Below are 19,135 nucleotides of genomic sequence, written 5' to 3' on the forward strand. Positions count from 1 at the left end.
CATAAAACATTTCTCCGTTTACTATTGAATATTGAAAAAACTAGATTGTTTTGCTGAAAGCTGTTTGCTCAACAAAAATTAGTATCGTTATCGCCAAAATTGAGCAATTTGACAATAGATTCTGTTAGGAAAAAATAAAAACGGTTCTATCGTTAAACCTTCAACTCCTTACCAAACGCTACTAAATAGCTAGTTTTTAATATGAGTTATTAAAAACTAATAAATCTTGACGCCAAAGTTAGTCGCAAACCTCTTGTTAGATTTGCGTTTTTCCAAATGGATAAGTGTATCTGTGTAATCTAATGAAGATAATACCAACTTATTGAGTAAAATACCAACTAATATAGTAATGAAACACGAACAAAATTAATTTTTATTTCTTTTTAAAATAGTTCAGCTTAATATTGTACAGAAACTAAGCTGTCGTTATTTGCCTTATAAATAGGTAACTATCAAGCTAATAAACTTTTTATAAGTGAGACTCACCTGTAAATTGGAAAACTGTCTGAGTTATGGGGAAAGGTTGTAGTTGTCCCGACACTATAGTTGAAGCAAAACCATAGAGCGACTAGACTATTCCGTGTATACAACCGGTGTATACAACCAATAGACCAAATAAATGCTACAATTCATGGTGCAGTGAATAGAGCGATAGATGGCTATATCGCTCTATTTCATCAACTGCTTAACAGCTTCGTAAAACGCCCACTTACTTCCGTTCTAAGTCTTGCCTAAGCGCTGTTCTTTCTGGCTCAACTCCTGCGTTTTAACAACTGCAATCTTAAGTATCAAGCTAAGTTAAAAATGCCTACTATGCCATTGTCATTTTGACTGCAATATCGCATGGTTTACCAAAGTACGGTGAACTTGTCACTAAAATATTTACACCAGTACTAGCAAAATCCTTTATATTTTCAGAGGTAATACCACCAGCAGCTGCTAGTTTTAAGTTTGGATACTGCTGCTTCAATTTCAAAACTAGAGGCTCAAGGTCTGGTAGGGGAATTTTATCAAACTGAATTAAATCTACACCTGCTTGAGCAGCCATCCAAGCATCTTTTGGTGTATCTACTTCAACGCAAATATGTTGTTCTGGAAACTGTCGTCGCAGTTCATTCATGCGCTCAATTAACCCACCTATACCTCCCAGGAATATCAGGTGTTGGTTAAAGATCAGAACTGTTTCAGATAATCCTAAGCGATGAAAAAAACCCCCGCCAGCTAGAACTGCTTTGATGGAAAGCGCTCTAGTACCTGGAAAACATTTACGAGTAGTCACAATAGAAACAGACTGATTTACTGTTTTGGCAGTATCTACTAATACTCTTGTACGCGAAGCAATGCCGGAGGCGTATTCCATCAAATTTAAAGCAACTCTCCAGCCACTATGCAAAGCTTGAGCAGTGCCACTAGCTTGAAGAATTAATTGCTTCTCTTGGCAGACTGTACCACTTTCGACTTGATAATGAACTTCAGCACCACAATATTTTAATACTCTAGCTGCTTCTTCAGTAGCGCAAATGGTCATCGGATGACGGGTAGAAAACTCGATTTCACCAGGTTGCTTGCCAATGCCAAGTCCGTAGGTTGTCAAATCTAAGTAGGGAACATCTTCCTGAATTAACCTAGCGATCGCCTCATCTGAGAAGAAAACACTCATTTTAGTTTTATGATCGGCTGACAGATAAATAGCTCAATCAAGATTCTCACTAAACCTAATCTCATTCAGTTGTAGGAATTGTAATAATTACTACTATTGTCCCAAATAGTTGGTAACAAAATAACTTTGTTAATAAAGAATATATACCTCAGTCGCCAGAATTAGTTAAATGCTGAAATTGACACAAATGTGATGCTAGTTTACCTCTTCGTTTACCATTTTTTCTTATCCCCGTAGACTTGCAGTATGGACAATGCACAGTAGTGAATCCTAATTCATCCCTCTATTATGCAACGCCACCTTTTTTCACCATGACACTCAAAGTCTCTCTCTTTTTAGGAGAGAGATTTTCCAGATACTGTGAAAAGTCAGATTGTAGACATCGCTCCTGAAATAACCAAACATCTACCTGAAATTCCCAACCGCAAATACATATTGGTTACTTGCAGATTTACACAGATACTTATAAAACCTTCGCAAAAAACATATTACGAATTACGAATTACTTGTTGTACCAAGCTTTGCGCCACTGTTGAATTTCTTTAATTTCTATCTCTTGGGCTTTAACAATTTCTTGGGCTAATTTCTTGATTTCAGGGCGCTTAGACTTACTCAAAGCATCTTGCCCCATTGTTACTGCCCCTTCGTGGTGAGGAATCATCGCATTGATAAAGCGCAAATCAAACTCAGCATCAGCTGCACCTAAATCTTGACTCATCATCATAGTTTTCATTTGGTCAGATGACATTTCCATCATGTGGCCCATTTGACTGTTGTAAGCCATTGGTTTATCTCCCGCCTTGGGATACCAAGCTTCTCGCCACTGCTTCATCTGAGTGATTTCTTGGTTTTGCGATTTGATGATATTGTCTGCTAGCTTTTTGATTTCAGGACGTTTTGATTTCTGCTGCGCAACATTCGCCATTTCCACAGCCCCTTGATGATGGGGTATCATAGCGTCGATAAATCGTAAATCAAAATTAGCATCGGCTGGGCCTAAATCCATTCCCATACTGTGATTCATCATGCCACCACCGTGATTCATCATCTGCTTGTCATTAGCATTGGTGGCGGTTTCCTTTGTTGCTTGGCTTTGGTTCTGGGAAGCAGTACTAGTACAGCCTGTAATTAACCCACCGGCTGAAGCGATCGTAGTAAAAGTTAACGCCAAAAAGCAATTCCTTAAAAATAGCAGTTGCATAAATATTACCTAAGAGTTTTCTAATTCTAATGATGTAATGAACTAATGAAATTTAGATGAAATCTAAAGATCCCCGACAACTTTTACGAAGTCGGGGATCTGGTTTCTCATTTCTATGTTGTCACCAATACCTACATTGTCAAAAGCTGTAGGAATAGCTCTAAATTTTTCCACTTTGGCAAAATCTCGACCAAATAAGCTGATGCGCGTCTAAATTGTACATTGGAATCGTTAATACTGTCTTAAGTCAATTGGTCATCTGTCCTTTAAAATACAAATGACAAATGACTAAATATACAACTTAAATACGTAACAGCTTAGGGTTATTGCAACCTGCTCAATAGCACGGCGGCTAAAAACAGACAAGTTGGAAATAACCAGATACTAGACCCACGAAAAGACAAACGCAAAGCCTTTGAGGACAGGGGTTTAGATAATTTATTAAGTTTTGAAAATTCTTTAGGTATTATTTATTCATAGTTATATAGTTATGAATGTTGCTGTTTACCTTTACTCAAAGTTTCAGAGGTTTTAACATGGGTCGTCATTCCGATAATTCTCTGCAAGAATCTAGAAATAACACAATATTGCTGGCATCGCCTACCAACACAATACCCAAGGATTCACGGCAGCGATCGCAGCAATTCATGCAGAACTTACAGGATGAGATTTGCGCAGCCTTAGAGCAACTTGATGGAAAAGCACGCTTTCAAGAAGACTACTGGGAGCGAGCAGAAGGCGGAGAAGGACGTACCCGCGTGATTCGGGAAGGGCGGGTATTTGAACAGGGTGGCGTGAACTTTTCGGCAGTTTGGGGAAATAGCCTACCGCCTGCAATTTTGGCTCAACGTCCAGAAGCCGCAGGACATGAGTTTTTTGCCACAGGAACCTCAATGGTGTTGCATCCTCGTAATCCTTACGTCCCAACAGTACATCTCAACTATCGCTACTTTGAGGCAGGCCCAATTTCGTGGTTTGGTGGTGGGGCTGATTTAACGCCATACTACCCCTTTGCAGAGGATGCAGTTCACTTTCATCAGACTCTCAAAAATGCTTGTGATGCCCACCATCCAGAGTATTATCCAACCTTTAAACGCTGGTGTGATGAATATTTCTACTTGAAGCATCGCCAAGAGCAACGGGGTATTGGTGGTATCTTCTTTGACTATCAGGATGCTAGTGGCAAGCTTTATGTTGGTTCTCAAACAGATACTCCAGCAGCACTCTACAGTCAGCAAGTAGAAACGGTATCTCGGAACTGGGAAGATATCTTTGCCTTTGTCCAGTCTTGCGGTCAAGCATTTCTACCCGCTTATTTGCCGATTGTAGAACGGCGACAGGAAATAGAATATGGCGATCGCCAACGTCAGTTTCAACTGTACCGTCGGGGTCGTTACGCAGAGTTTAATCTGTTGTATGACCGGGGAACGGTTTTCGGTCTGCAAACCAATGGGAGAACAGAATCCATATTGATGTCTCTACCACCGCTGGCACGCTGGGAATATTGTTACGAAGCGGAGCCAGGTACACTCGAAGCACAGCTTACCGAAATCTTTCTCCAGCCTCACGATTGGACGAATAAGACTTTTGACCAAAAATAACAAGATTTTCAGCAATAAGGATTTCACAATGAGCAGCCATTTAGATGTTCGCTTGCGAGAAGGCACTAAACATTCGCACACAATGGCAGAAAACACAGCGTTTATGAAATGCTTTCTCAAAGGTGTAGTGGAAAGGAGCTTTTTTCGCAAATTGTTGGCGGATCTTTACTTTGTCTACAGTGCTTTGGAAGAAGAGCTACAGCACTATCAGTATCACCCGATCGTTGGGATGATGCACTTTCCAGAACTGTTTCGCCAGGCAAATTTGGAAAAAGATTTAGCTTTCTATTACGGTGAAAATTGGCGATCGCAGATTGTTCCTTCTAAAGCCGGTCAGGTATATGTTAAGCGGATTCGTGAGGTTAGCAACACACAACCGGAGTTACTGATTGCTCATGCCTATACTCGCTATATGGGAGATTTATCGGGTGGGCAAGCATTAAGAAAGATTGCGCGATCAGCAATGAATTTACCAAGCGATCGCGGTACTGCAATGCATGAATTTGAACAGATTCCTACCCCGGAAGCTAGACGAGAATTTAAAGAGCAGTACCGTCAAGCATTGAATTTTCTACCTCTAGATCAGGCAATGATTCAGAAGATTGTGGACGAGGCCAACTATGTCTTTAGTCTGAATAGAAATGTGATTCATGAACTGGAAGCAGATGTGAAGGCAGTGATTGGTGAGCATATCTTTGATTTAATTACTCGCCAAGATCAAGTTGGTAGCACAGAGAGTACTTCTAAAAGCACTGCGGTAGAGATGATGGGAATGGATTACAGCATTTAGTTATGTAAGTAGGTCGGTGCAATTAAAGCTAACTAGTGGGCGCTGTCATTTGTCCTTTGTCATTGGTAAGAGTTTTAAGCCTGTTTACGTTTCGTGACATAGTTGGATTTATTTCCGCCGACTTACTTATATCAATTTGAAAAATGATTGCGACAGATGGAAAACTGAAACACTTATCCAATAGATGTTTCACAATCCAAAATCTAAAATCTAAAATCCAAAATGGTATTAGATGCATAGTCATATTTTCATAGATTCTTCGCCTCACCGCTTCATTATATCTCTGCGTTTTTGCATCTTCTGCAAATGCCCAATTTGATTAAATTTGTGGTTATTGAGGAAGTATTTAGTGAGATTTAATTTATTACAAACTTTGCCAGGGAAGCCTCTGCGTCTCGATTGGGTGGGAGTGGTATTTTTTACTACTGTTCATGCAGTAGCATTGCTGTCTCCTTGGTTTTTCTCCTGGGGCGCATTGGGTATAGCTGTGTTTCTACACTGGCTATTTGGCAGCATCGGAGTTTGTTTAGGCTACCATCGTCTGTTGAGTCATCGTAGCTTTAAAGTACCTCGGTGGTTAGAGTATGCGATCGCTATTTTGGGGGCGCTATCTTTACAGGGAGGGCCGATCTTCTGGGTGGCTGGACATCGTTTGCATCATGCTCACACCGAAGACGAAGACAAAGATCCTTACTCTGCGCGCCGAGGTTTTTGGTGGAGTCATATCCTCTGGATTTTGTATCCCCGTGCAGAATTCTTTGAATATGAGCGCTATCAGCGATTTGCTCCCGATTTAGCGCGAGATCCCTTTTACCGTTGGCTCAATCGCTACTTTCTCGCACTACAAATTCCAGTTGGATTGTTGCTTTATGCACTTGGCGGTTGGTCATTCGTTATCTATGGTGTGTTTTTGAGATGTGTGATTCTCTGGCATACGACTTGGTTCATCAACTCAGTCACTCATCTGTGGGGATACCGCACCTTTGACAGCAATGATAATTCTCGTAATCTTTGGTGGGCAGCTATTCTCACCTATGGCGAGGGGTGGCACAATAATCATCATGCCTATCCTCACGTAGCCAAATGTGGTTGGCGCTGGTGGGAAATCGATATGACTTGGTGGGCAATTAGATTGCTGAAAACAGTCGGTTTGGCAAAAGATGTCAACCTGCCCCCTGCGGTGTAAACGATCGGTCTTGAGCTGGACACGATATTACCCCTTTCCTCAACCTCAAGCATCTATTTTCAGTAATGATGCCAGCTTAGAGCCAGAATTATTGCTCTGGCTGCTTCTACTGTTGCTAGCTAATGCTTTTTTTTGTTCTTCAACTCTACAATATCAGCGCTCTCTAGATAAGAGAGCGCTTTTCTGGTTTTACAAGTTAGAGACAGAGTTTCACATGGAAATTCAATACAGTTCAGAATGAGCAACAAAACCCTGATACACGATTTATCGCGTCTTAAAAGACCAATAATCTACACCAATAACCCTTAATCCAAGCGTATTGCATGGAAATCCGCAAGTAGTGGTTGATGAGAGGATAAATATAACTATATAGTAATATAAGATAGATGATAAATAAATTTAATCCTTATGTCAAAGATCCCTTCTCCAAAGAATACTTCTGAACTCCTTGCTCCTGTTGCTGAGTATTTCAAGGTACTCTCTGAAACTAGTCGCTTGCAGATTTTGAGTTGTCTCAGAACCGGGACGATGAACGTTACCGAAATAGGCGAAGCTACGGGTTTAGGGCAAGCGAATCTCTCAAAACATTTAAAAGTATTGACTCAAGCAGGCTTGGTGTCCCGTCAGCAGAAGGGAGTTAGCGTCTACTATGCGATCAGCGATCCTGTGATTTTTGATTTATGTGAATTAGTTTGCGATCGCATTGGCAATCAAATACAAAAACGGGCTAAAGAATTTGAACAGATCAAAGCCTTTAGCACCCTATGAAAATAATCCAGAAGCCTTGATCTGGAGTTTGTCGCAGACTTCTGAGTTCTAAGTTGAGAAATCAAATTTATCATTCATCTCTTGATTCCTCACAAGTTCCTCAAGTTTTTTTCCTAATTTAAGAGTAGAGCCAAATTTTTCATAGATGTAACCATATTGTTGATTTATAAAAATCCTGGTGAAAACAAGAATTTCAAGTTCTTGAAAATACTAAATATTCGGAAACAATTGAACAACCAGGGGAAACGTTATGACTGCTTTCAGAACTATCAAACATCAAATACGCCATCTTTTCATAGCTGTGCAACGAGTTATTCAATATGTAGCACAAGCAGTTACTAGAATTTTTGCTCCCACTGACGATCAATATCCAGCAACAGGAGTTCAGCCGTTTACAGGAGACTCTGCCGATAAGAAAAAACAAAATCACTAGCCTTTAAATAATCAGAACACTGTTGAATATTTTTCAAATGCATCATTTCAAATTGACAGTGCTTCTTTATATTTAGCTAGATGAAGATAACTTTGCTTTTGATTAAATAATTCAACATAGAGTTTCTTATGGAGATTGTAAGGAAGATAAACGATGAGTTAGCGATCGCAGGACAAATCACACTCGAACAACTGCCACAAGTTGCCCAAGAAGGATTCAAGTCAGTAATTAACCTGCGATTGCCCGATGAGCAAGGATTTCTGAATAGCGAACAAAAAAAATTGAGCTTTTAGGACTTTCTTACATCAATATACCCGTTCAGGTTGAGTTAATGAATGATGAAACTGCTACCTCTTTGTTCGAGCAGATTAACACACTATCCAAACCACTTTTAGTACATTGTGACTATGCCATGCGGTCTGCGGTAGTCGTATTAATGTATATTGTATTACGGCAAGGAGCGACTTTGCAGCAAGCATTTAAACAAATTGAACAATTTGGTTTATTTAGGGCTGTGAACGATTAGTTACTTCATCCACAATTGATTGAACTAGACAAAAAAACATCAATATTTGATTCCAAATCTGAAGCATGAGCAATTAGTTAGAGGATGTTTGAAAAGTATTGGATGAATAGAATTCGCTACTACTTGAAGAAGTCGGAATAAAGACGCGACGCTCGTGACGCTCGTTCGCGTAGCGTGTCGCAGACAAGACTCGCTAACGCCCTTGGCATCTCTCCTTGGGAGAATACTCGCTACCACTACGCTATCCGCTCTTTCGTTCAAAATACCCAACTGAATTCTGTCTCCTGACTCCTGAATTCTGTTTTGATAAATTAGACTTTTCAAACAACCTCTTAGCAAGGCTCAATAACTACAAAAAACGTAACGGGATGTTAACTCAATTATGACTAAAACAATTGTTAATTTAACATTGCAAGTGCTTGTTGGAGAAATTGAGAAGATTTTAGAAACTTATCCCCATTATCCCTATCAGCAAGCTTTCGCAATTACTGAATTACGTCAAGAACTCATTGCTTACGTTCTCAATAGAACTTCAAGTTGCTATGCCGTTGTTGATGAGCAGAAACAACAATCTATTGGCTTTAATTGTTTACCTTATTCCAAAGAGGAAAGGTTATGTATACAAACTTTAATTAGAGAAGGAATCAAGCAAATTATTCAACAAAACTCTGAAGAAGTTAGTCACCAAATCCCACCAGAAATTGAGTCAGCTTACGCTCCTTCTCATTGGTTTGGCTGAAATATTATAGTCTGGGTAAAGGGTAAATTTCAGCCTTTTCCCTTTTTTTTGGGTAAGGTTGTATCAACCAAAGCAAGTATCCGTTACCTTCTGACTGGTTCCCAGCCTAGAGGCTGGGAACCCATTCTAGGAGGCTCCGCCTCCAGTAGCTTGACAAGAGGCAGAAGCCCACTTTAAATACATTCCTAGCTCTAGGCTGGGAACAAGACGAAACAAGCCTTTGGGCTTTTCTTAGTGCAAATATAAAATTTATTAATACGTATCTATCTTAGGTTATAGTTTATCTAGTTTATGAAGATTGATAGTTGATGGTTTTCAACAGCATGAGAACTACACTCATACTGGCCATGTTTTACAAAAAAATAAATCTATATGCTATGCATAGACGAGCGCCTTTATCTTTATTTTTAGGAATATTAACGAGTTCTAGCTGTTTTATCTTCAGTGTAGTAGCCCAAGTCCCATCTAATTCGCAGCACTCCTCGACTCGGAGTGAAGCTGAAGCTGCTAGTTGGCTTGAAGCCCATCGCTCGCAGCCAGTCGCTTTACGAGCATTTGTACAGCGAATGCCGAAGGGAGGAGATATCCACAGTCATCTCAGCGGGGCTGTGTACGCAGAACACTATCTGGAGTGGGCTGCCACCGATGGGTATTGTGTGAATCCAAAGATGGGAACTTTAGTTGAACCTAAGGTTACGCTCCATGCTGGAGAGTTAACTCTGGGGTTGGTTCCAACCGAGGATTTACGTTTCCACATTCGGCAAGCTGTAGAAGTGGCACAGGCATCTCGCATCGGACATGGCGTAGATATTCTTTTTGAGGAGCGTCCCTTCGAGTTGATGGAGCAAATGCGGCGACTCGGCGTGTTGGTCGAAATCTGCCTGACCAGTAATGAGGTAATTTTGAATGTCCAGGGAGATCAGCATCCTTTTAGGGAGTATTGGAAGGCTGGAGTACCAATGACCCTTGCTTCTGATGATGAAGGCATTTCCCGCATCGATTTGAGTCATGAGTATCTGTTAGCAACAACGAGATATGATCTGGGATATAAAGACCTCAAGCGACTGGCTCGCAATACCTTAGAATATAGTTTCGCTCCGGGAAATAGCCTCTGGAAGTCGCCTGAGTTTAAGGCAATGGTTGCAGCTTGTGCAAGCGATACCCCTGGTAAAACTTCTATTTCTCAAGGGTGCAGTGCTTTTTTGCAAAAGAGCGATCGCGCGCGGATTCAATGGCAGCTAGAGTCGGAATTTGCTCGGTTTGAGTCATTGCAGAACTGGCTTTGATTCAGTTTCACGAAAAATGTAGAGCAATAAATTAGAAGTTAAGTTTTTCATACTTGCAAGCTTTACTGCATGATTATTCTGAAAACTGAAAATCATCGCCTACATAAATGCCCAAAGAGCGAGCAGTAAGAACTAAATACTCGTTAGCATCCACAGGCGAAGGACTTTGAAGCATTACTTCTGGTAAAGGGACAGCAACAACTTGTCCATTTTGCCAAGCTACCATCTGGTCATATTTGCCTTGTGCTACCAAATCAACTGCGGCTTTACCAAAAGCTGTGGCTACTAAACGGTCTAAAGCAGAGGGAATACCGCCTCGTTGAATATGTCCTAAAACAGAAACTCGTGTTTCTATCTTCTGAGTACTACAACGGCTAATTTGGTCGGCTATATATTGACCCATTCCGCACCTAGATGTTGGCTGACACAGCCCGTTAAAATCAGATGAGCCTTTTAGCACTTCAATACCTTCTGCAACTACGACGATCGCAAATTTGCGCCAAGAGCGATCGCGCAGTTGAGCAAGATGCTGGCAAATTCCCTCTATTGAATAAGGTATTTCTGGAATCAAAATCATATCTGCACCGCCTGCGATACCTGCTTGCAGCGCTAAATGACCTGCTTTTCTACCCATGACTTCCACAATCATCACCCGGTCATGACTGGCTGCTGTAAAAGTCAGAGCGTTAAGAGCATTTGTAATTGTGTTAACAGCAGTATCAAATCCCACCGACCTTTCTGTGAGCGCCACATCATTATCAATTGTTTTCGGAACACCAACAAAATTCCAATTTCCTTGGTGTGCAAGATTGTGAAGAATACTTAAGCTACCATCACCACCAATACCAATTAGTGAATCTAGCTCTAACGTCTGATAACCGGCAATAATCTCACTAGCATGAGCCAGTGTATCTCCTTTGTTGATAGTTCCTAAAATAGTTCCCCCCATAAAAAGCAAGGGGTCAATTCCACGCAAGTCTAGACCATGCATCTTCAGAGTAGTTGCTTTACCTTCTAACAATCCCTGCGTTGCATAAGAAATTCCTAGCACTTCCCAATCATAAGTGAGTGTTGCATGGCTGACAACAGCTCGAATCACAGCATTAAGTCCAGGACAGTCTCCACCACTGGTAAGAATACCAATTCGTTTGCGGTTTTTCATAAGACTATTTAGATGAGAAATATCTAGACGATAGAAATTGTTGGTTAAATTTAGGATGCTACTTCTAACCAGTCAAAAATCTGGTTGAGCTGTGTAAGAGTTATTAACCCATACTGCCAAAGAACCATAGGCAACAAACTTGGATTTTGCTCAATATGACGTAAAGCCAAGCTGATAGCAGTAGCAGGAATTGCCAAATCCTCTAGTAAAAAGTTAATTAATTTAATGTATTTTCTAGATTCCATGTTGATTCCCCTCCTATAGCTTTGTCTATACAGGATATAGATAAAATTATGCAAAACATTTGAGGAACCTGTGAGGAAGTGCAATATTATCTCTTAAGTTTCATCAAATTCAGAAAATAAGACTAGTAAATATTTATACTAAAAAAAACAAAATGTCCAAGAGTCAACTTTTGTATCATAATTGTCATCTTCACAACTTTCTCAAACACTTTTTGTACATTGAAGCTAGAGCCAAACTATGAATTGTTCTGGCTTTAGATAAGTTAAATATCTGGGAAAAAAGTTATGAATACTGCTGTCAAATATGACCTAGAAGTTATTAAAGAAGAAGCGCGCCAACTTATTCACAAAGGACTTGTGAGGCGTAACCAGCCAATTTATGCCTTGTGTCAGTATATTCCTGGTCGTGATTGGGTTTGTGTTGAGCTTGAGCTAGAGAAAAACGACTTTTTACTCAGAGATAAGATTATTGATCTGCTGGGTCGTGAAGACTGGATTGAAGATTGAAACAATAAATGTAAAGCTAAAAGAGCAAACAAACAGTGTTGCTTGATGAATAATCAGGTGAGAGCCAATTTTTAGCAGGGTACAATTGGCAGAATTTATCTGTAAAATCAATCCCTTCTCCCAAGAGAAGAGGCTACGCAAACGGGTTCAGCAGTCGTTCATGGGGGGAAATCCCCTTCTCTACAAGACACTCCGCGTTGGCGTTAGCCTCTGGCTTTGGGAGAAGACCACACTGCTTCATCAAAATCTCAAATTGGATGACAGCTACCATCCAACATCCTCACAAGTTCCTCAAAGTATCTTCCTATAAACATAAGTGTCAGATAAATAAAATGCTCATTAACTAAAAGCAGCCCTTGCAACTTTCTGCACTTAATATTAAGGAAGTTTTACTATGGTGCTAAAAACACTTTCCAATCAAAACACCGAACATCAAGTGTTATCACAAGCTCTTGTGTTACCTTTGGAAAAAGTAGGAATTGCAGATATTCCTACAGTAGGAGGCAAAAATGCTTCTTTGGGAGAAAATTAACCGCGCAATATGAAGATAAAGCGCAATTTTTTATCGATCAACTCGCGCAAGGTATCGGCGCGATCGCAGCAGCATTCTATCCCAAACCTGTAATTGTTCGTCTGAGCGACTTCAAAAGTAATGAATATGCCAACCTTTTAGGTGGAAAACAATTTGAACCTCAAGAAGAAAACCCGATGATTGGTTGGCGGGGTGCATCACGTTACTATGATGAACGCTACCGCCAAGGATTTGCTTTAGAATGTCGAGCCATGAAAAAAGTCCGCGAGGAAATGGGTTTAATGAACGTGATTTTGATGGTACCATTTTGCCGGACTCCGGCTGAAGGTCGGCGCGTACTTGCGGAGATGGCGAAGAATGGTTTAGTGAAGGGAGAAAACGGTTTACAAGTGTATGTGATGTGCGAGTTACCGAGTAACGTCCAACTTGCAGAGCAATTTTGTGAAGTGTTTGACGGGTTCTCAATTGGTTCTAATGACTTAACGCAATTAACATTAGGGCTTGATAGAGATTCCGAGTTGGTAGCGCATTTATTTGACGAACGTGATGATGCTGTCAAAGGGATGATTGCCAAAGCAATATCTACAGTGAAACAGTGCGAACGCAAAATTGGTATTTGCGGCCAAGCACCAAGTGACTACCCAGAATTTGCTCGATTTTTGGTAGAACAAGGTATTGATTCGATTAGTCTCAATCCTGATTGAGTGCTGAAAACGTTGTTAGAAATCGCAGCAGCAGAAAAAGTTAATTCGTAATAAGTTCACATAAGCCAAAAACCCTCATGTAGAGACGCGATTTATCGCGTCTTGAAATACCAATCATCTACTTAATTACGAATTATTTTAACTGCTATTAGGCTAACAACATGAATACAAATCATCAAATTTGGTCACTCACATCTCAAGAAGTCTACAAAAACTTAATCACAACGCCTCAAGGACTGAGCGAATCTGAAGCTAATTTACGCCTCAAACAATATGGGTACAACGAACTACCCGAACCGCAAACCCGCTCTTTAATCCTGCGCTTTATTGACCAACTAACTCATTTCATGGCGCTGTTATTATGGGTAGCAGGCACTTTAGCTTTTATTTCCCAAACCCCGGAATTAGGTTGGGCTATTTGGGCAGTAATTTGGATTAATGCCATTTTTAGTTTCTGGCAGGAATTTCAAGCAGAAAAGGCATTATCTGCATTAAAACAAGTATTACCTAACCAAGTAAAAGCTTATCGTGACAGTACGCTGTGTACTATACCCGCACGCGAGTTAGTTCCAGGGGATGTAATTCAGTTAGAGGAAGGAGATAAAATTTCTGCTGATGCGCGACTGGTGGAAAGCCAATCGTTGTATATCGATGTTTCGATTTTAACTGGGGAATCCCTACCCGTTCCTCGGTCTTCTGAACCCGTTGCTACAGAAAATCTCCGTGCTTTGGATGCGACTAACTTAGTATTCGCTGGTTCCACTGTTGCCGCAGGTCGGGGACTGGCTGTGGTTGATGCTACGGGTACGCATACCGAGTTTGGTCAAGTTGCACACCTAACTGCTAACGTCAAACGTGAAGCCAGCACCTTAGAAGTGCAAATTTCTAGGGTGGTTCACATCATTACAATTATCGCCATCAGCATGGGCTTAGTTGTGTTTTTACTCACTAATTTTTTGGTGGGTATGGGAATCAAAGAAAGCTTCATTTTTGCTATTGGGATTATTGTGGCCTTTGTACCGGAAGGGTTGTTACCAACAGTCAGCCTTGCCTTGGCAATTGGTGTGAAGCGAATGGCCAAAGAAAACGCATTGGTACGCCGTCTTTCAGCAGTGGAAACTTTGAGTGCAACAACAGTTATTTGCACTGATAAAACAGGAACTTTAACTAAAAACGAAATGACCGTCCGCAAGCTGTGGATTCCTGGTGCAGAGATTAATGTTACAGGTGTGGGTCACGAACCAAAAGGTGAAGTCGAAATTACAAATTTCGAGTGTGAATCCCAAGTCAGATTACTATTAGCAGGTGCAGCACTTTGCTCAAATGCACGCTTAAACCATCCCCCAGGTTCGAGTCAGTGGCAAGTATTAGGAGACCCCACTGAAGCAGCTTTGTTGGTTGTGGCAATTAAAGCTGGTTTTAAATTGGAGGATTTACAGCACCAAGCACCGCGATTGCGAGAAGTACCGTTTGATTCTCACCGCCGAATGATGACAGTGTTACTTGGAAGTAGTCTAGAATTTGGTCTACCAGCACAAAAGACTGAAAATGCACTACAGATATTTACTAAAGGCGCACCTTTAGATGTGTTGCAACATTCTCAGTTTATTTTACGCGATGGACAGCAGCAGGAACTAACAGCAGTGCAACGTGCAGAGGTAGAGGCGGCAAACGATCAACTTGCTAGCCTTGGTTATCGGGTTTTAGGCGTGGCGACAAGACAAGGCGGTAGAGAATTACGGGAACAAGAAAACGCCGCCCTAGAAGAAGACCTGATATTTATTGGACTTGTAGCCATGATAGATCCACCTCGGCCAGAAGTTGCACATGCGATCGCTCTTTGTCATCGTGCGGGTATTCAAGTCACAATGATTACAGGTGATTATGGGTTGACAGCAGCTGCGATCGCTGAAAAAATTGGTTTGATTAATGATACATCTAACAACAAACCCAGAGTTATTACTGGTGAAAAATTAGGGCATCTGTCTGATGCTCAACTCCGCCAAATATTACACAAACATCAACATGGATTAGTATTTGCACGGCTAATGCCGGAACAAAAATTAAGACTTGTGCAAGCGTATCAAAATTTAGGTCATGTGGTGGCCGTTACTGGTGATGGCGTAAATGATGCCCCAGCGTTACGTGCTGCGAATATTGGCATTGCAATGGGCAAAAATGGTACAGATGTTGCGCGTGAAGCCGCAGATATTGTTTTGGTTGATGACAACTTTGCAACTATCGTTATCGCTATTGAGCAAGGAAGGGCAGTTTATCAAAATATCCGCAAGTTTATTACTTATATTTTGGCATCAAACATGGCAGAGTTTCTGCCATTTCTGGCAATGGTATTTTTAAAAGTACCTCCAGCCTTAGTAATTCTGCAAATCTTGGCCATTGACTTAGGAACCGATATGCTGCCAGCGCTGGCATTAGGTGCAGAACTTCCAGAAAAAGGCATAATGACACAACCACCGCGCAAAAAGTCTCAAACCTTGCTTGATTTACCCCTGATGCTGCGTGCTTATTGTTTTTTAGGATTAATCGAAGGTTTAGCCGACAGTAGCAACGCAGATAGCAACGAATGCAGAGGAGGCAGTACAGTTAGCAAAGGAAATTGGTTATCCGGTAGTTTTGAAAGTATTTTCTCAAACCATCACCCATAAAACTGATGTAAATGGGGTGCATTTAAATTTACACAATGCTGATGCCGTGCATGAAGCTTATAATGCGATCGCATCATCTGTAACTGCCAAAATTGGCGCAAATTCTTTTGCTGGTGTCACCGTCCAGCCAATGATAGATTTGAGAAACAGCTATGAATTGATTCTCGGTAGTAGTATTGACGCTCAATTTGGCCCAGTTTTACTATTTGGCACAGGTGGACAGTTAGTAGAAGTGTTTCAAGATAGGGCTTTGGGACTTCCGCCACTAAATACTACCTTGGCACGGCGGATGATGGAACAAACTCGGATTTACAAAGCATTACAGGGAGTTAGAGGGAGAAAAGCAGTTAATTTAGCAGCTTTAGAACAGCTTTTAGTACGCTTTAGCCAGCTTGTAGTTGAACAACGCCTGATTAAAGAAATTGATATTAATCCGCTTTTGCTAAGGGCAGAAGAAATCAGCCAAAACTCTTTAGTTGCACTTGATGCGCGGATTGTTCTCCATGATTTGGATATCACTGAAGCACAATTACCAAAACTGGCAATTCGCCCTTATCCTACACAATATGTTTCCTCCTGGACAACACGGAATGGCATGGAAGTAACAATTCGTCCCATTCGCCCAGAAGACGAGCCTTTAATGATTAAGTTACACCATACATTATCTGAAGAAAGCGTTTATTTCCGTTACTTTCACCTGATTAAACTGAATCGACGCATTGCCCACGAACGACTGACGCGCTTATGTTTCATTGATTATGACAGAGACATGGCGCTGGTAGCAGACTATCAAAATCCAGAAACTCAAGAACATGAACTTTTAGCCATTGGTAGGTTAAGTAAATTGCACGGTACAAATGAAGCTGAATTTGCAATGTTAGTTAGCGATCGCTACCAATGTCAAGGTTTAGGAACCGAGTTACTCAAAAGGTTGCTACAAGTAGGGCGTGATGAACATTTAACGCTAATTAGTGCCGAAATTCTAGCTGAAAATTCGGCAATGCGAAGAGTCTGTGAAAAATTGGGCTTCCGTATTCATCCTACTGCTGAGGCTTCAGTTGTGAGAGCAGAAATTATAATTTGACGTTTGGTTACAAAAAGCCTAAAAAGCATTAGAAATGTCCCTGGTCTAAAACATTTTCCATTGATGGACTTGTATCGTCAATTAGAGCTTGAATCTTATCGATATACAGCATTTTTCTGTGTAATCACACTTGATGCCTAAATTATGCGGAATTTTTCTGTATATCCCTTAGTTTTATCAAAAACTGTTCCATATAACATCATGATTTAGAGTATTAAACGGAATTTTTTATTTATATTTACTAGATTAGATGCTATATTTTTTCATGATCAGCGCCATCCTAAAGATATGGGAAGCGCACAAATTGAAGCATTGATGCGATGCCTCCGGCGGGCTACGCCTACGCAAAGCAATAGGCATCATTTACCATAAATGATGCCTACTTGTTGTCCGTTACGCCGTCTGTTTAGAAGCCGCTTTTGAGTCTGCGGTCGATTTTAACCGAGTGATGGTGGCTTTCCGAATGCGATCGCTTTTCCGTACCCCGCCTGTCATCTCGTATTCCCGGCTGTCTTTGCCATACTTCAACGCCACACCACTAACCAAGCGTTCTGAGGTTTCGCGGATGGTCTTTTCAAGGGTTTCTATTTTTGCCTTTGCTGAGTCAATGGCGGTTAGCATCATATTATACTGGTCAATTTGGTTGCGGAGTTGCCCGGTTAACTCGGTTAAATGGTTTAAACTGATGGAATCCCCAAAGTCAAGGCTGGAATCAATTGATTTAAATCCGATTACTCTCTGTTCGGTTTTTTATAGCACGGGAGAAGTTCTTTTTTTGCGTGGCATCAATGCACATCTTTTACTAAACTTATCTTTCTAGAGTGTCTCAATGGGACAATGTAACGGTTCAGTAAAGCTTGCAAATAAAGGTGTTTTTTGTAAAAAGATTCGATTACTAGTTCAGTAATTACACGACGCTAGAGAAAAAAGGTTGAGAATGGACTTGTGTTCTGAACGAATGAACTTGTGTTCTGAACAAATAAACTTGTGTTCTGAACAAATGGACTTGTGTTCTGAACGAATGGACTTGTGTTCTGAACGAATGGACTTGTGTTCTGAACGAATGGACTTGTATTCTGAACCAACAGACTTGTATTGTGAACCAAAACTATCAAGCAATGGTGGGCGAAACCGTGACAGTGGCGATCGCTCTTTTTGAACAAGCCCCTACCCCCGCTTCTAGAGACGCGATTCGGGAGCATCTTCTTCTTGATATAACCTCACAACTTCCTCAAATTGTTGACCTATAAAGATATAAGCTCAGGTAAAACTTTAGAAGGCATCTTGCGATCGCACATTACATCTAAAATACCAGCATGGACTCTCACACAGTCAATAAAAAAAATCCCCTAAAAGAGCATCCGAGCGGTGATAAACGCTTCAAAATACTTGATGCAACTATGAAGCGTCATCAATATCAGCAGGATGCACTGATAGAAGTCTTACATAAAGCCCAAGAACTTTTCGGTTATTTAGAAAATGACTTGTTACACTACATCGCCCAAAGCTTGAAACTTCCACCCAGCCGAGTATATGGCGTAGCAACTTTTTATCACCTCTTCTCTCTCGCACCCAAAGGCGCACATACCTGCGTTGTGTGTACGGGTACAGCTTGTTACGTTAAAGGTGCAGAAAACTTACTAGCAACTGTAGAAAAGTGCGCCAAAATTCATGCAGGTGAAACCACGCCCAATAGTGAACTTTCATTGTTAACTGCAAGATGTTGGGGTGCTTGTGGGATTGCGCCTGCGGTTGTCTTTGATGGTACTGTATGCGGACACCAAACACCAGAGTTAGTTACTGAGCAAATAAAAGGATGGCTCAAACATGGATCTAACTGAACTACAAGAAATAGCTCAGAAAGAACGCGCCAACTCTAAGCCAACACGCATTCGTTGCTGCATGGCGGCTGGTTGTCTGTCATCTGGTGCTGTCACCGTTAAAGAAAGTTTGGAAAAATCTATCACCGCAGCAGCATTAACAAATCAAATAAGTAGGTGGGTGGGAAAATTTATAAGTATGTAACAAAAATTTAACCTGAAGAA

The 19,135-nt window shown here is 40.9% G+C and carries 20 protein-coding genes and 3 pseudogenes; 18 read left to right on the top strand and 5 right to left on the bottom strand.

Annotated elements, in window-relative coordinates:
* Positions 1 to 811: 811 nt before the first annotated feature.
* Positions 812 to 1,660: a ModD protein gene (gene modD / locus HWQ43_RS14280; protein ID WP_292734615.1), complete on the bottom strand. Its 849-nt coding sequence runs from the start codon at positions 1,658 to 1,660 to the stop codon at positions 812 to 814.
* A gap of 502 nt (positions 1,661 to 2,162) precedes the next feature.
* A complete protein-coding gene (locus HWQ43_RS14285; protein WP_292734617.1) occupies positions 2,163 to 2,861 on the bottom strand; it encodes a DUF305 domain-containing protein in 699 nt (232 codons plus the stop codon).
* A gap of 536 nt (positions 2,862 to 3,397) precedes the next feature.
* On the opposite strand from HWQ43_RS14285, the gene hemF reads away from it, so the two are divergent.
* From hemF to HWQ43_RS14325, 9 genes are all read left to right on the top strand, one after another.
* Positions 3,398 to 4,462, top strand: a complete 1,065-nt coding sequence (gene hemF, locus HWQ43_RS14290; RefSeq protein ID WP_292734620.1) for an oxygen-dependent coproporphyrinogen oxidase — start codon at positions 3,398 to 3,400, stop codon at positions 4,460 to 4,462.
* A gap of 28 nt (positions 4,463 to 4,490) precedes the next feature.
* The gene (locus HWQ43_RS14295; protein ID WP_292734623.1) at positions 4,491 to 5,252 is read left to right on the top strand and encodes a heme oxygenase (biliverdin-producing); all 762 of its coding nucleotides are present in this window, start codon (positions 4,491 to 4,493) and stop codon (positions 5,250 to 5,252) included.
* 349 nt (positions 5,253 to 5,601) lie between these two features.
* Positions 5,602 to 6,438 carry a fatty acid desaturase gene (locus HWQ43_RS14300; RefSeq protein WP_292734626.1) on the top strand — a complete coding sequence of 279 codons (837 nt, stop codon included), beginning with the start codon at positions 5,602 to 5,604 and terminating at the stop codon, positions 6,436 to 6,438.
* Positions 6,439 to 6,846: 408 nt separating this feature from the next.
* Positions 6,847 to 7,206 (top strand): metalloregulator ArsR/SmtB family transcription factor, encoded by a 360-nt coding sequence (locus tag HWQ43_RS14305; protein ID WP_292734629.1) that lies wholly within the window; start codon positions 6,847 to 6,849, stop codon positions 7,204 to 7,206.
* Between the two features lie 250 nt (positions 7,207 to 7,456).
* Positions 7,457 to 7,639: a hypothetical protein gene (locus HWQ43_RS14310; RefSeq protein ID WP_292734665.1), complete on the top strand. Its 183-nt coding sequence runs from the start codon at positions 7,457 to 7,459 to the stop codon at positions 7,637 to 7,639.
* 128 nt (positions 7,640 to 7,767) lie between these two features.
* Complete coding sequence (locus HWQ43_RS33770; RefSeq protein ID WP_334955221.1) at positions 7,768 to 7,932, top strand: sulfur transferase domain-containing protein; 165 nt, start codon at positions 7,768 to 7,770, stop codon at positions 7,930 to 7,932.
* 38 nt (positions 7,933 to 7,970) lie between these two features.
* Positions 7,971 to 8,165, top strand: a complete 195-nt coding sequence (locus HWQ43_RS33775) for a hypothetical protein (protein WP_334700059.1) — start codon at positions 7,971 to 7,973, stop codon at positions 8,163 to 8,165.
* A 382-nt stretch (positions 8,166 to 8,547) separates the two neighbouring features.
* Entirely contained in the window at positions 8,548 to 8,904 is a 357-nt protein-coding gene (locus HWQ43_RS14320; RefSeq protein ID WP_292734632.1) for a hypothetical protein, read from the top strand.
* Between the two features lie 377 nt (positions 8,905 to 9,281).
* Positions 9,282 to 10,190 (top strand): hypothetical protein, encoded by a 909-nt coding sequence (locus tag HWQ43_RS14325; protein ID WP_292734635.1) that lies wholly within the window; start codon positions 9,282 to 9,284, stop codon positions 10,188 to 10,190.
* A 73-nt stretch (positions 10,191 to 10,263) separates the two neighbouring features.
* Here HWQ43_RS14325 and HWQ43_RS14330 read toward each other — a convergent pair whose 3' ends face one another.
* On the bottom strand, positions 10,264 to 11,352 hold the full coding sequence (locus HWQ43_RS14330; RefSeq protein ID WP_292734638.1) for an ATP-dependent 6-phosphofructokinase: 1,089 nt from the start codon (positions 11,350 to 11,352) through the stop codon (positions 10,264 to 10,266).
* Between the two features lie 50 nt (positions 11,353 to 11,402).
* Positions 11,403 to 11,597, bottom strand: coding sequence for a DUF2949 domain-containing protein (locus HWQ43_RS14335; RefSeq protein ID WP_292734642.1), 195 nt, complete (start codon positions 11,595 to 11,597; stop codon positions 11,403 to 11,405).
* A gap of 285 nt (positions 11,598 to 11,882) precedes the next feature.
* Here HWQ43_RS14335 and HWQ43_RS14340 point away from each other — a divergent pair, with 285 nt between their 5' ends.
* The 6 genes and pseudogenes from HWQ43_RS14340 to HWQ43_RS14365 form a co-directional block, all read left to right on the top strand.
* On the top strand, positions 11,883 to 12,104 hold the full coding sequence (locus HWQ43_RS14340; protein WP_292734644.1) for a DUF4327 family protein: 222 nt from the start codon (positions 11,883 to 11,885) through the stop codon (positions 12,102 to 12,104).
* 85 nt (positions 12,105 to 12,189) lie between these two features.
* Entirely contained in the window at positions 12,190 to 12,414 is a 225-nt protein-coding gene (locus HWQ43_RS14345) for a hypothetical protein (protein WP_292734647.1), read from the top strand.
* Between the two features lie 84 nt (positions 12,415 to 12,498).
* Positions 12,499 to 12,636 carry a hypothetical protein gene (locus tag HWQ43_RS14350; RefSeq protein ID WP_292734650.1) on the top strand — a complete coding sequence of 46 codons (138 nt, stop codon included), beginning with the start codon at positions 12,499 to 12,501 and terminating at the stop codon, positions 12,634 to 12,636.
* A pseudogene (locus tag HWQ43_RS14355) lies at positions 12,633 to 13,340 on the top strand (putative PEP-binding protein); the annotation flags it as partial. The gene HWQ43_RS14350 and the pseudogene HWQ43_RS14355, both read left to right, overlap by 4 nt.
* A gap of 161 nt (positions 13,341 to 13,501) precedes the next feature.
* A pseudogene (locus HWQ43_RS14360) lies at positions 13,502 to 15,838 on the top strand (cation-transporting P-type ATPase); the annotation flags it as partial.
* Positions 15,839 to 15,889: 51 nt separating this feature from the next.
* A pseudogene (locus tag HWQ43_RS14365) lies at positions 15,890 to 17,090 on the top strand (GNAT family N-acetyltransferase); the annotation flags it as partial.
* A gap of 393 nt (positions 17,091 to 17,483) precedes the next feature.
* Here HWQ43_RS14365 and HWQ43_RS14370 read toward each other — a convergent pair.
* Positions 17,484 to 17,714 carry a hypothetical protein gene (locus HWQ43_RS14370; protein ID WP_366932828.1) on the bottom strand — a complete coding sequence of 77 codons (231 nt, stop codon included), beginning with the start codon at positions 17,712 to 17,714 and terminating at the stop codon, positions 17,484 to 17,486.
* A gap of 473 nt (positions 17,715 to 18,187) precedes the next feature.
* Here HWQ43_RS14370 and HWQ43_RS14375 point away from each other — a divergent pair, with 473 nt between their 5' ends.
* From HWQ43_RS14375 to HWQ43_RS14385, 3 genes are all read left to right on the top strand, one after another.
* Positions 18,188 to 18,340 carry a hypothetical protein gene (locus HWQ43_RS14375; protein WP_292734653.1) on the top strand — a complete coding sequence of 51 codons (153 nt, stop codon included), beginning with the start codon at positions 18,188 to 18,190 and terminating at the stop codon, positions 18,338 to 18,340.
* A 66-nt stretch (positions 18,341 to 18,406) separates the two neighbouring features.
* Positions 18,407 to 18,931 carry a bidirectional hydrogenase complex protein HoxE gene (gene hoxE / locus HWQ43_RS14380; protein ID WP_292734656.1) on the top strand — a complete coding sequence of 175 codons (525 nt, stop codon included), beginning with the start codon at positions 18,407 to 18,409 and terminating at the stop codon, positions 18,929 to 18,931.
* A complete protein-coding gene (locus HWQ43_RS14385; protein WP_292734659.1) occupies positions 18,918 to 19,115 on the top strand; it encodes a hypothetical protein in 198 nt (65 codons plus the stop codon). The genes hoxE and HWQ43_RS14385 overlap by 14 nt, the downstream gene beginning before the upstream one ends.
* The last annotated feature ends 20 nt before the right edge of the window (positions 19,116 to 19,135 follow it).

This window comes from Nostoc sp. JL31 (assembly GCF_017114965.1).
In the GTDB taxonomy this organism is placed as follows: Bacteria; Cyanobacteriota; Cyanobacteriia; order Cyanobacteriales; family Nostocaceae; genus Nostoc; species Nostoc punctiforme_A.